The following is a 13428-nucleotide window of genomic DNA, read 5'->3' on the forward strand; positions in this document are numbered from 1 at the left end:
CGGGCCCGCCCGGCGCGGGGAGTCCTCGTGTTCTTCGGGAGGGGCCGATCATGGCGCAGGCATCGCACGGGTCGGTCCTGGACGACCTGGGCGCCCGCATCGCCTCGGGCGAGCTCGCGCCGGGCACCGTCCTGACCCTGGCCGCGCTCGAAGACACCTATCGGGTGTCGCGGACCGTCGTCCGCGAGGCCGTGCGCGTACTCGAGGCGATGGGGATGCTCGCCTCGCGCCGTCGGGTCGGGGTCCGGGTGCAGGACGTCTCGCAATGGAGCGCCCTCGACACGCGCCTCATCGGCTGGCAGCTGGCGGGGCCGGGCCGCGATCGGCAGCTGATCGTCGTGACCGAGCTGCGCGCCGCCATCGAGCCGGTCGCCGCCAGGCTCAGCGCCCAGCGGGCAGGCGATGACGAGCGCGCCGAGATCCTGCGTCTGGCCACACGGCTGGAGGATCTCGGCCACGCCGGGCGAGGCGACAGTGAGGAATACCTCGCGGCCGACATCGCCTTCCACGACCTCATCCTGGACTCGAGCGGGAACCTCATGCTCGCTGCGGTCAAGCCCGCCATCGCGGCGGTGATCGCCGGGCGCGCGCGCCTCGGTCTCACGCCCGGCGTGCCGCACCAGGAGGCGCTGCACAACCACGTCCAGACCGCCGCCGCCATCGCCTGCGGAGACGCCGAGGCCGCCGAGCATCACACGCGGCTCTACGTCGACGCGGTCCTCGGCGAGGTGCGCGGACGCTAGCGCAAGAACGTCCGCTCGGTCGGCTCGGTGCGGGTGTAGTGGTCGAGGTAGCGGGCGAACCCCTCGTCGTACTGCGCGCGGCGCTCCACTCGCGGGCTCACGATGCGCGGCTCGGACTCCTCGAGGGCCGGATGCCGGTCGTCCAGACCCGCGGCGCGCAGCCCCATGCGCACCGCGCCGACGACCGAGCTGTGCTGCCGCGCGGAGGTCTCCATCTCGGCGCCGAACACGTCGGCGGTCAGCTGCGTCCAGAAGGGGGACGACAGCACCCCTCCCGACAGCACGATGCGCCGGGGCGGGCCGTTGAGCGCCGTGAGCTCCTTGAAGCAGTGGAAGAGCGAGTAGACCACGCCCTCCAGCACCGACTGGTACATGTCGGCGCGGGTGTGCTCGGGCCGCAGGTCCATCAGCCCGCCGCGGCGCTGATCCTGCCAGCCGGGACTGCGCTCGCCGAAGAGGAACGGCAGGAAGACCGGCGTCTCACGACGGTCCGCCGACATGAGGGGCTCGATCTCGGAGTAGTCCGCCGCCTGCCCGAAGAGCCGCTCGCGCGCCCAGTCGACGCAGTTCCCGCAGCCCGAGGTGGCCGCGCCGCTGAGGGCGCCCGCGGGCGAGCGGTACGACCACGTGCTGAGGGTCGGTGAGAACGAGGGGTGGAGGGTCGAGAAGCGCAGCGCACCGCTGGTCCCCATGGAGAACGTCATGTCGCCGGGGGTGGTGGCGAGGTCTCCGACCTGGCTGAGACCGCCGTCGGGTCCCGGCGTGAGGACGGGGATGCCGGCTCGCACCCCCAGCAGGACCGCGGCATCGTCCCGCAGCGGCGCGGTGTCGGTGACGGCGCGGAGCTCCGGCAGGCGCACGCCCGACAGGTCGAAGGGCGAGATCACCTCCTGGTCCCAGTCGGCGGTGTGGGCGTTGAGCAGACCCGTACCGGACGCCAGCGACGGGTTCGTCCACGTCCGGCCCGTCATGCGCGCGAAGATGAGGCTGGGCTGGTCCAGCGCGAGCAGCCCGTCGAGGGACTGCCCTCGCTCCCGCAGATGCAGCAGCTTGAAGAAGGGGTACGCCGCGTTGACCATGCACCCGGTCCGCTCGTAGAACCACCACGTGAAGGCCTCGTCGGCGCGCAGTCGCGCGCACAGGTCCTGGGCGCCGGTGTACGGCCACTCCATCACCGGCGTGACGGCGGAGAGGTCGTCGTGGCGCAGCGTCAGCCCGTGCCACGTGCTGCTGAGGACGATCATGTCGACGTCCTGTCCCGCTGCGCTCTCGCGTCCGAGCGCCATCGTCTGGGTGTAGATCGCGTCCCCGTCCCGCACGGCGGCATCGGGGCCTGCCACCTCGAAGCGGCGGGCGCGCACCGTGGAGAGCCCGCTGTCGGTGTCGAACAGCATCGCCTTGGCCGAGGTGGTGCTCGCCTCGAGCGCGAGAATGATCATGCTTCGCCCCATCGTCGGAGTGGTCGTGCGTCGACGCGTCGCGGTCGCGCATCCCAATGATATGATCATTTCCGCATGGCGCGGGGAAGCGCCGACGGAAGGCAGCGATGAACGACATCCTCGAACTGCTGGGCGCGCACCGGATCGTCCCGGTCGTCACAGCGCACACGGCCCGGCAGGGCGCCGACATCGCCGCCGCGCTGGCGGAGGGCGGGCTTCCCGTCGCCGAGATCACCTTCCGCACCCCTGCAGCGGCCGAAGCCATCGCCGCGGCCGTGCGCGAGCGACCCGACGTCCTCGTGGGCGCCGGCACCGTCATCCGCCCCGAACAGGTCGACCAGGCCGTCGCCGCCGGCGCCCGGTTCATCGTGTCGCCCGGCACCAGCCGCGCCGTCATCGATCGCTGCGGATCGCTCGGCATCCCGATCCTTCCGGGCGCCGTGACCGCGACCGAGATCCAGGCCGCGCTGGAGGCGGGGGCCCGTGTGCTCAAGTTCTTCCCCGCCGAGGCCTCCGGCGGGGCATCCGCCCTCCGCGCCCTGGCCGCGCCGTTCGGCGACGTCGGATTCGTCCCCACCGGCGGCATCGGCCCCGACACCCTCGCCGCGTACCTGTCGATCCCGCAGGTGCGCGCGGTCGGCGGCTCGTGGATGCTGCCGGCCGACGCCGTGCGCGACGGCGACTGGGCGCGCGTGACCGGGCTGACGAAGGATGCCGTCACACAGGCCGAGGCGCTCGGCACCGTCGCGCTACGCTGAACCCCGCGGCGGGGCTCTCACAATCCCCCCACGCGTCCGGTGAGCCTCCCGCCCTCACCCCGTAACACGGACGCGTCAGAATCTAGGCTTGAAGGCACGACGACAGGAGTGTGTGTGACTGAGGCATCTAGGACCGAGGCATCGAGGACCAAGGCATCGAGGACCGAGGCGACGAGGACCGAGGCGACCGGGTCGGAGGCGGCCGCGAACATCGGCGTGGTCGGGCTCGCGGTGATGGGGTCCAACCTCGCCCGCAACCTGGCCTCGCGCGAGGGCAACACGGTGGCGGTCTACAACCGCAGCCGCGAGAAGACCGACACGCTGGTCGCCGAGCACCCCGAGGCGGAGTTCGTGCCGGCGTTCTCGTACGAGGAGTTCGCCGCGACCCTCGCCAAGCCCCGCACGGCCATCATCATGGTCAAGGCCGGCCGGCCCACCGACGCGGTCATCGACTCGCTCCTCGAGGTCTTCGAGCCCGGCGACATCATCGTCGACGGCGGCAACGCGCTGTTCACCGACACCATCCGCCGTGAGAAGGCCGTCCGCGAGACCGGGGTGAACTTCGTCGGCGCCGGCATCTCGGGCGGCGAGGAGGGCGCGCTCCTCGGGCCGTCGATCATGCCGGGCGGGTCCGACGAGTCCTGGGTGACGCTCGGCCCGATCCTGAAGTCCATCGCCGCCGTCGCCGAGGGCGAGCCCTGCGTCACGCACGTCGGTCACGATGGCGCCGGACACTTCGTCAAGATGGTGCACAACGGCATCGAGTACGCCGACATGCAGCTCATCGCCGAGGCGTACGACCTCATCCGTCGCGGCACCGGCAAGAGCCCCGCCGAGATCGCCGACGTCTTCGCCGAGTGGAACGGCGGCGAGCTGGAGTCGTACCTCATCGAGATCACCGCCGAGGTGCTCCGCCAGATCGACGCGGAGACAGGCTCGCCGCTGGTCGATGTCATCCTCGACCAGGCCGGCGCCAAGGGCACGGGTGCCTGGACCGTGCAGACCGCTCTCAATCTCGGAGTGCCCGTCTCGGGCATCGCCGAGGCGGTGTTCGCCCGGTCGCTGTCCAGCCACCCCGAGCAACGCGAGGTCTCGCGCGACCTCCCCGGTGCCGCTGAGCCGCTGGCGATCTCGGACGCCGACGCCTTCATCGAGGACGTCCGGCTGGCGCTGTACGCGTCGAAGATCGTCGCGTACAGCCAGGGATTCGACGAGATCCGCGCCGGCGCCGCCGAGTACGACTGGACCATCGACCTCGGAGCGGTCTCGAAGATCTGGCGCGGCGGGTGCATCATCCGCGCGCAGTTCCTCAACCGCATCGCCGAGGCCTACCAGGACACCCCCGACCTGCCGGTGCTGCTGGCCGCGCCGTACTTCGTGGAGGCACTGGGACGCGCGCAGGGCGCGTGGCGCCGCATCGTGCAGCTCGCCGCGGGCGCCGGCATCCCCGCCCCCGCGTTCTCGTCGTCGCTGGCGTACTACGACGGCCTGCGGGCCGAGCGGCTCCCCGCCGCACTCGTGCAGGGCCAGCGCGACTTCTTCGGTGCGCACACCTACAAGCGCATCGACAAGGAAGGCACCTTCCACACGCAGTGGTCGGGCGACCGCAGCGAGATCGAGGCCGAAGACACCCACTGACGCCGTTCCGGCGCACCGGCGAAGGGCGGACTCCCCGGGAGTCCGCCCTTCCGCGTCGGCCCTCCCGCGTAGAGTCGGGTCGCATGACGGTCAGACGCATCCTGTACATCGGCGGCACCGGCACCATCAGCGCGGCGTGCGTGCGTCGCTCCGTCGCCGCCGGCGACGAGGTGTTCGTCCTCAACCGCGGCAGCGGACGACGCGACGTCCCGCAGGAGGTGCGACGGCTCGAAGCCGACGTGCGCGACCCCGACGCCGTGCGGGCCGCCGTCGGGTCGGAGGAGTTCGACGTCGTCGCGGACTTCCTGTCGTTCACCCCCGGGCATGTGACCGACCTGCTGTCGAGCGTCGAGGGCGCCTGCGGGCAGTACGTGTTCGTCAGTTCCGCCTCGGCGTACGACAAACCGCCCAGACTGCTGCCGGTGACAGAGTCCACGCCGTTGCGCAACCCCTTCTGGAAGTACTCCCGCGACAAGATCGCGTGCGAGGACCTCCTGGTCGCCGCCTACCGCGACCGGGGACTGCCCGTCACCATCGTCCGCCCCTCGCACACGTACGACGAGCAGATGCTCCCGACCCTCGGCGGCTGGACCGACATCGCGCGCATGCGGGCGGGGGCACCGGTGATCGTGCACGGAGACGGGACGAGCCTGTGGACGATCACCCACAGCGACGACGTCGCCGTGGCCTTCACGGGACTGCTGGGACACCCCGCCGCGATCGGCGAGGCCTTCACGCTCACGGGCACCCACGCCCCCACGTGGAATCAGATCTACACCTGGCTGGCCGAAGCCGCCGGAGTCCCCGAGCCCGACCTCGTGCACGTCGCGTCCGAGACGATCGCCGCCGCCGCCCCGGATCTGGGGCCCGGGCTGTTGGGCGACAAGGCCCACGCGATGGTGTTCGACAACGCCAAGGTGTCAGCGCTGGTTCCGCAGTTCCGCACGACCGTGACGTTCGACGAAGGCGCGCGCCGCATGCTCGCGTACTACGACGCGCACCCCGGAGCACAGGAAGTCGACGACGACAAGAACGCGCTGTTCGACCGCCTCGCCGCCCACGCACGCAGCATCGGCTGACGCGGCATCCTATTCACAGCCGGCGCATAGCCCGCGCCATAGGAAGCGCATAGGAACGCCGACACAATGGGGTCATGACGGCTCTCAACCCCAGCTCCGGACTCACGCGCCTCGACGGCACGGCCCCCCGCGTCCTCGTCGTGGACGACGAGCAGATGCTCACCGATCTGCTCTCCATGGCGCTGCGCATGGAGGGCTGGGAGGTGCGCACGGCGGGATCGGGGTACGAGGCGCTCCAGGCCGCGCGCGAGTTCTCTCCCGACGCCCTCGTGCTCGACATCATGATGCCGGACCTCGACGGCATGGCGGTCCTGCAGCGGCTGCGCCAGGCCGGCGATGACGTGCCGGTGCTCTTCCTGACCGCGAAGGATGCCGTCGGCGACCGCGTCGCGGGGCTCACCGCGGGAGGCGACGACTACGTGACGAAGCCCTTCAGTCTCGAAGAGGTGGTCGCCCGCCTGCGAGGCCTCATGCGCCGCGCCGGCACGGCCCACGCCGCCGGAGCCGAGCCGATCCTGCGGGTGGGAGATCTCAGCCTCAACGAGGACAGCCACGAGGTCGACCGCGACGGCACGTCGATCGAGCTCACGGCGACCGAGTTCGAGCTGCTGCGCTTCCTCATGCGCAACCAGCGGCGCGTGGTCTCCAAGGCGCAGATCCTCGACCGGGTCTGGAACTACGACTTCGGCGGTCGCTCGAGCGTCGTCGAGCTGTACATCTCGTACCTGCGCAAGAAGATCGATCAGGGCCGCGAGCCCCTCATCCACACCGTCCGCGGAGTCGGGTACATGATCAAGGCGCCCCAGTGACCCGACCCGTCGGCCTCGCCGGCTCCACCGCCCCCACCGGCACCGCCCGCACTGCCGAGTCCGACCCCGAGGTCGCGCGCCTCCCGCGCGTTCGGGCGCCGCGCTCGTGGAGCCTGCAGACCCGCCTGATGGTGACGGTCATCGGCATCGTCGCGCTCATCCTCACCCTCGTCGGAGTGGCCACGGGAGCGCTGCTGGGCAGCATCCTCAACGAGAACCTGAACGCGCGGCTGCTCTCGGCGGCGGGTGCGCTGCGGGGGCCGCCCGACTCCACCGCCGAGGACGTGCTGACCTCCGGTCGTCAGCCCGAAGGCTTCCTCCTCGTCCTGCAGAACCAGTCGGGACTGACCGGCGCGTACGTCACGGCCGACGAGACCGTGGCGGAGCTCGGCGACGATCAGATCGCCAAGCTGCTGTACGCGATGGAGCCGCGGGGAAATGCCACGGTCCGCGTCGACGGCGTGGGCGACTACCGCGTGCTCATGAGCGGCTCCCCGTCGGGGGCGTTCATCCTCGCCGGGCTTCCGACCACCGAGGTCAGCGGCATCGTCGGCCAGATCCTCACCACCGTGGCCCTGGTGACCACCGGCGGGCTCCTGCTTCTCGGCGTCGCCATCGCGCTCGTCATCCGCCGCAGCCTCAAACCCCTGCGCTCGGTAGCCGACACCGCCGAGCGCGTGGCCGCGATGCCGCTGTCCCAAGGCGCCGTCACGATCGACGAGCGCGTCCCCGACACCCAGACCGACGAATCCACCGAGATCGGGCGGGTCGGCCACGCGCTGAACACCCTGCTGGATCACGTGGACTCCTCACTGGCGGCACGCCAGCGCAATGAGGAGCTGATGCGGCGCTTCGTCGCCGACGCCAGCCACGAGCTGCGGACGCCGCTCGCCTCCATCCGGGGCTACTCCGAACTGTCGCTGCGCGACCCCTCGCTGAGCGAGACCACGGGATCGGCGCTGGAGCGCATCCAGGCACAGTCGCTGCGCATGACGACCCTGGTCGAGGACCTGCTGCTGCTCGCCCGCCTCGACGAAGGCCAGGAGCTCGTCTTCGGATCGGTCGACCTCACGCAGCTGGCGATCGAAGCCGTCGGCGACGCGCGCCCGGCAGGCCCCGCGCACACGTGGCGGCTCGACGTCGATGAGGAGCCGGTCGTCGTGGCCGGCGACAGCGGACGCCTGCACCAGGTGGTGGCCAATCTGCTGGCCAACGCCCGCACCCACACGCCGGAGGGGACGACGGTCACGGTGAGCGTCGCACGCGAGGGGGCCGAGGCGGTGCTTCGCGTGCACGACGACGGTCCCGGTGTCGACGATGCTGTCAAGGGCGAGCTGTTCGAGCGCTTCGCACGCGCGGATCGCTCGCGGGCTCGCAAGACCGGCGGCACCGGCCTGGGCCTGTCCATAGCGAGGGCGATCGTGTCGGCGCACGGCGGTGCGCTCACCGTCGACAGCGTGCCCGGCGACACCGTCTTCACGGTGCGCCTTCCGGCTCGCCCCCAGGAGCCCGCCCCGGCCGGAGCGGAGCGGTGACAGCACGACGGGTGCCGCGGGCTCAGTAGCCCGAGAACGCGTCCGTCGTGATCGATCGCGCCCGCTCGAGCGCCGGTGCGAGCTCGGCGATGAGTCCCGGCGGACCCGAGATGTACGCGTGCCGCGAGGCGATGTCGGGAACCACCCGCAGCAGCCCGTCGGCGTCCAGCCGGACCCCGCGGGCCCATCGCCACTGCGGCGGCAGACCGGCCGGCTCGGTGCGGGTGAAGACGATGACGGGGATGCCGGAGGCGGCGATGTCGTCGCGGAACACCAGCTCCTCGGGCTCGGACGCGACGTAGACCAGGACGATGTCACGGTCCTGGCCGGTGGCCGTCATGTGCCGCAGCTGCGACACGAAGGGAGTGACGCCGATTCCCGCTGCCACCATCAGCACCGGCGCGGTCGTCCGCGTCGGGAGCAGGAAGTCACCCCACACACCGGTCACGGCGAGATCCGTTCCCGCCGTCACCTGCGCCAGGGCCTTCTTGTACGAGCTCAGCGGCTTCTTGCTGGGCGCCTCGCGGAACGCGACCCGCACCAGCGGCAGATCCTCGGGCGCAGAGGCGATGCTGAACTCCCGGCGGGTGCCGCGGGCATCGGGATGCCGGTGCGGCACGTCCAGCTCGAGATACTGTCCCGGCGTGAACGACAGGCGCCGGTGGGCCCGGAAGGTCAGCTGGCGCACCGTCGGCGACAGATCGTCGCGGGAGGCGAGGGTCAGCTTCACGGCCGTGCGGACCGAGAACGCGAAGGCGACGAGGTTGCCGATGATGAGCGCGCGCTCCTGTCCGAGGCTGAACTCGCCGATGAGGATCGGCCAGCCCGCGAGCACGCCGACCACGGCGGCCACCGTCAGCTGCTGCCACCGGCGCGGCGGCAGAGTGAGGGGCTCCGACAGCATGAACGCGCCGAGGAAGAGGTACGGAGAGGACCACAGGATGGGTCCCGCGATGTCGCCCAGGTCGACGGGAAGCCCCGCCTGCTGGTACTGCGCGCCGGTGCGCAGCACCCCCACCCCGATCGCCACGACCAGGAACACCGCGGCGACGCGGATCTTCTCGGTGCGCCACAGCACCGCCAGCCCGAGGACGATCACGGGTCCGGCCAGTGCGGGGGTGCCCACCCACCACGACGAGGCGCCCAGGGCCGGCACGGCGATCGCGAGCAGCGTCAGGGCCGAGGCGCCGGCGGCAGCGGGGTTGAAGATGTGACGGCCGCGCCACGCGAGCACGTACTTCGACAGCGACGCGACCGCCGCCGCGAGCGCGATGCCGCCGAGGGCTGCGGCCTCCAGCGTCGGGCGGAGGACGAACAGCAGGATGTGCGCCGTGATGAGCGACGATTCCAGCCGCCAGTGCAACCGCAGGATGCGCTGGGCCGCGGCGTCCACCGCCACGCATACGGCCGAGAGGACCGCGAGCGTCGCGATCAGCTCGAGGGGCGACGGCGCGACGAGCCCGAAGAACGACAGGACGAGCGAGATCACGGCGAGGGCCGCCAGCGCGAAGTACACGACGCGGTACATCGAGACGCGACCGAGGACGGCGAAGACGCGGTTGAACGCCGCGGTCATGGTGCTCAGCACGGCGGCTCCTGGGGCACGGGCGCGGCGAGGGCGGTCGGAGACGTCACTGCACCACGCTAGCGCCCGCCGAACAGCTGAGCGTCGCATCCGGGCGACCACTCCACGCGCCCGTCGGTCAGCATCCGCACCCACTGCGTGTTCCACGTGCCGCGCCACCGCGCCGCCACCTCCGGGCCCGACTCGAAGAACAGGGCGGTAGCCAGCGCGTCGGCGTGCATCGCGTCGTCGGCGACCGCCCACGTCGCCGCGACGGCGCGGACCGGCTCGCCGGTGCGCGCATCGAGGACGTGGTGGAGTCCGTCGCCCCACGCCCGCCGGTTCACCGCCGATGCGCACAGCGCGGCATCCGTGATCTCCCACACGCCGATGGCGCGGCGGGAGTCGTACGGGTGCTCCAAACCGATGCGCACCGGCTGCCCGCGGACGGCGATGTCGCCGCCCGCGTCCACGACCGCGTCGCCGGGCGGAAGGGCGCCGAGCACGAGGTCCACGAGCCGCCCTTTGCCGAGCGCGCCCACGTCGATCATCGCGGGCGGATCCAGCGCGAGTTCGTCGGCGCTCCACGACAGCGCCGCGCGCCAGTCCGACGGCGCTGCGACCGGAGCACCGGCGCGCAGGGTGTAGGCGGCGCCGTAGCCGAGTTGCTCGAGCGAGCCCCCGACGAGCGGGTTCACCGCGTCACCGGTCACCGTAGCCACCTCGGCCAGCGTGTCGAGCAGCGGGGCCGCATCGCTCGGTGCGGGCACCCGGCCGCCGTGCCGGGCGAGGCGGGAGACGAGGGAGTCGGGGCGGAAGCGCGACCAGGCGGCGTCGAAGCGCTCGATGATCGCAGCCGTCTCGCGGCGTACCGCCTCGTCGAGCGGACCATCCGTGACGACCTCCCAGGCGGTGCCGATCGCGTCGAACCGCCAGGTGGCCGGCTCCGACGCGGTCACTCCGCCGCTTCGGCCTTGATCGCCTCGAGCGCCTCGGTGAAGCCGCCGCTCGTGAGCGAGGAGCCGGCGACGCGCGACACGGCGATCTCGTCGATGTCCTCGCCCACCACCTCGTCGCTGATGCCGCCGATGAACTGGCTCTGGTACTGCTCGGACTCGGGCCGCTGGGGGTCACCCGTCACCTCGACCGCGGTGACGGCGTCGGACTCGAGCGTCAGCGTCACCTGGATGGTCTCGACCGTCTCGGGCGTCGCGTACGACCCCTCGGCGGTGTACGTGCCGTCGGTGTACGAGGCGTCCCCGCCCGAGGCCGCACCGCCGGGCTGATCGGTGTCGGCCGACGCCCCCGCGCACGCCGTGAGGGCGAGCGTGCCGGTCACGCCGGCGAGGGCGACGGCGAACCGCACCGGACGCGCAGCCGCGGTCATGCGGCGCCGTCGAACATGCTGGTGACCGAGCCGTCCTCGAACACCTCGTGGATCGCGCGCGCCAGAAGGGGCGCGATCGGCAGCACCGTGAGGGTCGGGAAGCGCTTGTGCTCGGGGATCGGGATGGTGTCGGTGACGACCACCTCGTCGATCGCGTCGGTCTGCAGTCGCGCGGCGGCGGGATCGCTGAAGATCGCGTGCGTGGCGGCGACGATGACCTTCACGGCGCCGTTGGCCTTCAGCGCCTGCGCGGCTTTGACGATCGTCCCGCCGGTGTCGATCATGTCGTCCACGAGCAGGCACACGCGACCCTCGACGTCGCCGACGATCTCGTTGACCGTCACCTGGTTGGCCACATTCGGATCGCGGCGCTTGTGGATGATCGCCAGCGGTGCGCCGAGGCTGTCCGACCACGTGTCGGCCACACGGACGCGGCCGGTGTCGGGCGAGACCACCGTCAGAGCCTCGCGATCGGCGGCGCTGAGGGTCTTCTCGAAGTACTCCAGCAGCACCGGCTTGGCGAACAGGTGGTCGACGGGTCCGTCGAAGAAGCCCTGGATCTGCGCCGCGTGCAGGTCCACGCTCATCACCCGGTCGGCGCCGGCGGTCCGCATGAGGTCGGCGACCAGGCGGGCGCTGATCGGCTCGCGCCCGCGGCCCTTCTTGTCCTGCCGGGAGTACGGGTAGTAGGGCGCCACGACGGTGATGCGCTTGGCGGATGCCCGCTTGGCGGCATCCAGCATGATGAGCGTCTCCATGAGCCACTCGTTGACGGGCGGCCCGAAGCTCTGGATCAGGAAGAAATCGCAGCCGCGGATCGAGACCTCGAAACGGGTGAGGATCTCGCCCGACGCGAACGTGCGGTACTCGGTGGGCACCAGTTCGGTGCCGAGCGCCTCGGCGACGTCGATCGCCAGCTCCGGGTGCGAGCTGCCGCGCGCGACGACGAGGCGCTTCTTGGTCTTGGCGACCAGGCCCGGCGCGATGTCGTTGTCGCGGTCGAGCTCAACGGTCTTCTTCTTGCGCCCCATTGTCCGCTTCCTGTGCGGACCGGGCTGCTGCGGCCGCGTCGGCCGCCGCCGTTCCCGGTCGGTTCTTCTCGACCCACCCCTCGACGTTGCGCTGGGGAGCCACACTCAATGCCAGAGCGCCGGCGGGGACATCCTTGCGGATGACCGCTCCGGCTCCGGTCTTCGCGCCGTCTCCGATCCTAACGGGCGCGACGAAGACGTTATGCGAGCCGGCGTGCACCTCGTCGCCGATCTCGGTGCGGTGCTTGGCCAGATCGTCGTAGTTGGCCGTGATCGCACCGGCGCCCAGGTTCACGCCGCGACCGAGGGTCGCGTCGCCCACGTAGGACAGGTGGGGCACCTTGCTGCCCTCGCCGATGACGGCGTTCTTGGTCTCGACGAAGGTTCCGATCTTGCCGTCGGCGCCCAGCTGCGTTCCCGGGCGCAGGTATGCGAAAGGTCCGACCGTGGCACCGGCACCGATGACGGCGAGGGTGGCGTCGGACCGGCGGACGGTCGCGCCCTCCCCCACCTCGCAGTCCACGAGGCTCGTGTCGGGCCCGATGACCGCGCCCGCGGCGACCGTCGTGGCACGCAGGATCTGCGTGCCCGGGAGCACCGTGACGTCGGGAGCGAGGGTGGCGGTCACGTCGATCCACGTCGTGGCCGGATCGAGGATCGTGGCGCCCTCGAGCTGCCAGCGGCGGACGGTGCGCGCGTTGAGGATGCGCGCGGCTTCGGAGAGCTGCACGCGATCGTTCACCCCGAGGGCGGCGGCGGCATCCGGCGCCGAAGCCGCGGCGACGGCGAGCCGCGCCTCGCGGAGGAGTCGGACCACGTCCGTGAGGTACTTCTCCCCCTGCGCGTTGGCCGTACCCACCCGGGCGAGCTGCTCGCGCAGCGGAGAGGCCTGGAACACGTAGACGCCGGCGTTGATCTCGCTGACGGCGATCTCGGCCTCGTCGGCGTCCTTGTGCTCGACGATGCGCGCGACCCCGCCGGCGTCGTCGCGGATGACCCGCCCGTAGCCGGTGGCGTCGTCCACGGTCGCGCTCAGCACGGTCGCGGCGGCGCGACGCTCGCGGTGCGCGCGCAGCAGCTCCTGCAGGGTGCCGGTCTCGAGGAGCGGCACGTCGCCGCTGAGCACGAGCACGTCGCCCTCGTAATCGGCCAGACCCGCCAGCGCCATCTCGACGGCGCGGCCGGTTCCGGGGATGTCGTCCTGATCGACGACGATCGTGTCGGGAGCCGCCTCGGCGATCGCTTCGGCCACGAGGTCGCGCTCGTGGCGCACCACGACGACCGTCCGCTCGGGAGAGAGTGCCCGCGCCGTCTCGAGCACGTGGCCGACGAGCGAGCGCCCGCCGATGCGGTGCAGAACCTTCGGCAGTGATGATCTCATGCGCGTGCCCTGCCCGGCCGCAAGGACGATGACCGCGAGGCGCGCGTCGGTGTTGTCGCTCATG

Annotated in this window: 12 protein-coding genes; 6 read left to right on the forward strand and 6 right to left on the reverse strand. The window is 71.6% G+C overall.

The features are described from left to right. Window positions 1-50: 50 nt before the first annotated feature. On the forward strand, window positions 51-743 hold the full coding sequence (locus Q9S36_RS07670; protein ID WP_311284612.1) for an FCD domain-containing protein: 693 nt from the start codon (window positions 51-53) through the stop codon (window positions 741-743). On the opposite strand, the gene Q9S36_RS07675 is transcribed toward Q9S36_RS07670, so the two are convergent. Then, complete coding sequence (locus tag Q9S36_RS07675) at window positions 740-2182, reverse strand: FGGY-family carbohydrate kinase (RefSeq protein ID WP_311284613.1); 1443 nt, start codon at window positions 2180-2182, stop codon at window positions 740-742. The genes Q9S36_RS07670 and Q9S36_RS07675 overlap by 4 nt on opposite strands. 107 nt (window positions 2183-2289) lie before the next feature. On the opposite strand from Q9S36_RS07675, the gene eda reads away from it, so the two are divergent. From eda to Q9S36_RS07700, 5 genes are all read left to right on the forward strand, one after another. Then, window positions 2290-2940 (forward strand): bifunctional 4-hydroxy-2-oxoglutarate aldolase/2-dehydro-3-deoxy-phosphogluconate aldolase, encoded by a 651-nt coding sequence (eda, locus tag Q9S36_RS07680; protein ID WP_311284614.1) that lies wholly within the window; start codon window positions 2290-2292, stop codon window positions 2938-2940. Window positions 2941-3150: 210 nt separating this feature from the next. Further along, window positions 3151-4578, forward strand: coding sequence for an NADP-dependent phosphogluconate dehydrogenase (gene gndA, locus Q9S36_RS07685; protein ID WP_311285062.1), 1428 nt, complete (start codon window positions 3151-3153; stop codon window positions 4576-4578). Window positions 4579-4661: 83 nt separating this feature from the next. Beyond that, entirely contained in the window at window positions 4662-5657 is a 996-nt protein-coding gene (locus tag Q9S36_RS07690) for an NAD-dependent epimerase/dehydratase family protein (protein WP_311284615.1), read from the forward strand. Between the two features lie 74 nt (window positions 5658-5731). After that, window positions 5732-6466: a response regulator transcription factor gene (locus tag Q9S36_RS07695; RefSeq protein WP_251450456.1), complete on the forward strand. Its 735-nt coding sequence runs from the start codon at window positions 5732-5734 to the stop codon at window positions 6464-6466. Next, window positions 6463-8001, forward strand: coding sequence for an ATP-binding protein (locus Q9S36_RS07700; RefSeq protein ID WP_311284616.1), 1539 nt, complete (start codon window positions 6463-6465; stop codon window positions 7999-8001). Before Q9S36_RS07695 ends, Q9S36_RS07700 begins: the two co-directional genes overlap by 4 nt. A gap of 22 nt (window positions 8002-8023) precedes the next feature. Here the strand turns inward: Q9S36_RS07700 and Q9S36_RS07705 are convergent, their stop codons facing one another. Genes Q9S36_RS07705 through glmU form a run of 5 tightly spaced genes read right to left on the reverse strand, consistent with a single transcriptional unit; the run spans window position 8024 to window position 13427 of the window. After that, window positions 8024-9589 (reverse strand): FAD-dependent oxidoreductase, encoded by a 1566-nt coding sequence (locus Q9S36_RS07705; RefSeq protein WP_251450458.1) that lies wholly within the window; start codon window positions 9587-9589, stop codon window positions 8024-8026. Window positions 9590-9645: 56 nt separating this feature from the next. Beyond that, the gene (locus tag Q9S36_RS07710) at window positions 9646-10524 is read right to left on the reverse strand and encodes an FAD:protein FMN transferase (protein WP_311284617.1); all 879 of its coding nucleotides are present in this window, start codon (window positions 10522-10524) and stop codon (window positions 9646-9648) included. Further along, window positions 10521-10952: a hypothetical protein gene (locus tag Q9S36_RS07715; protein ID WP_311284618.1), complete on the reverse strand. Its 432-nt coding sequence runs from the start codon at window positions 10950-10952 to the stop codon at window positions 10521-10523. Before Q9S36_RS07715 ends, Q9S36_RS07710 begins: the two co-directional genes overlap by 4 nt. Next, complete coding sequence (locus Q9S36_RS07720) at window positions 10949-11983, reverse strand: ribose-phosphate diphosphokinase (protein ID WP_311284619.1); 1035 nt, start codon at window positions 11981-11983, stop codon at window positions 10949-10951. Before Q9S36_RS07720 ends, Q9S36_RS07715 begins: the two co-directional genes overlap by 4 nt. After that, the gene (glmU, locus tag Q9S36_RS07725; protein ID WP_311284620.1) at window positions 11958-13427 is read right to left on the reverse strand and encodes a bifunctional UDP-N-acetylglucosamine diphosphorylase/glucosamine-1-phosphate N-acetyltransferase GlmU; all 1470 of its coding nucleotides are present in this window, start codon (window positions 13425-13427) and stop codon (window positions 11958-11960) included. The genes Q9S36_RS07720 and glmU overlap by 26 nt, the downstream gene beginning before the upstream one ends. Between the last annotated feature and the right edge of the window lies 1 nt (window position 13428).

The sequence above is a fragment of the Microbacterium sp. ARD31 genome (assembly GCF_031844425.1).

Coding starts and splice junctions, on each gene's coding strand:
- Q9S36_RS07690 (WP_311284615.1), top strand. CDS start 4,662: ATGACGGTCAGACGCATCCTGTACATCGGCGGCACCGGCACCATCAGC.
- eda (WP_311284614.1), top strand. CDS start 2,290: ATGAACGACATCCTCGAACTGCTGGGCGCGCACCGGATCGTCCCGGTC.
- Q9S36_RS07670 (WP_311284612.1), top strand. CDS start 51: ATGGCGCAGGCATCGCACGGGTCGGTCCTGGACGACCTGGGCGCCCGC.
- Q9S36_RS07720 (WP_311284619.1), bottom strand. CDS start 11,983: ATGGGGCGCAAGAAGAAGACCGTTGAGCTCGACCGCGACAACGACATC.
- Q9S36_RS07715 (WP_311284618.1), bottom strand. CDS start 10,952: ATGACCGCGGCTGCGCGTCCGGTGCGGTTCGCCGTCGCCCTCGCCGGC.
- Q9S36_RS07675 (WP_311284613.1), bottom strand. CDS start 2,182: ATGATCATTCTCGCGCTCGAGGCGAGCACCACCTCGGCCAAGGCGATG.
- Q9S36_RS07695 (WP_251450456.1), top strand. CDS start 5,732: ATGACGGCTCTCAACCCCAGCTCCGGACTCACGCGCCTCGACGGCACG.
- glmU (WP_311284620.1), bottom strand. CDS start 13,427: ATGAGCGACAACACCGACGCGCGCCTCGCGGTCATCGTCCTTGCGGCC.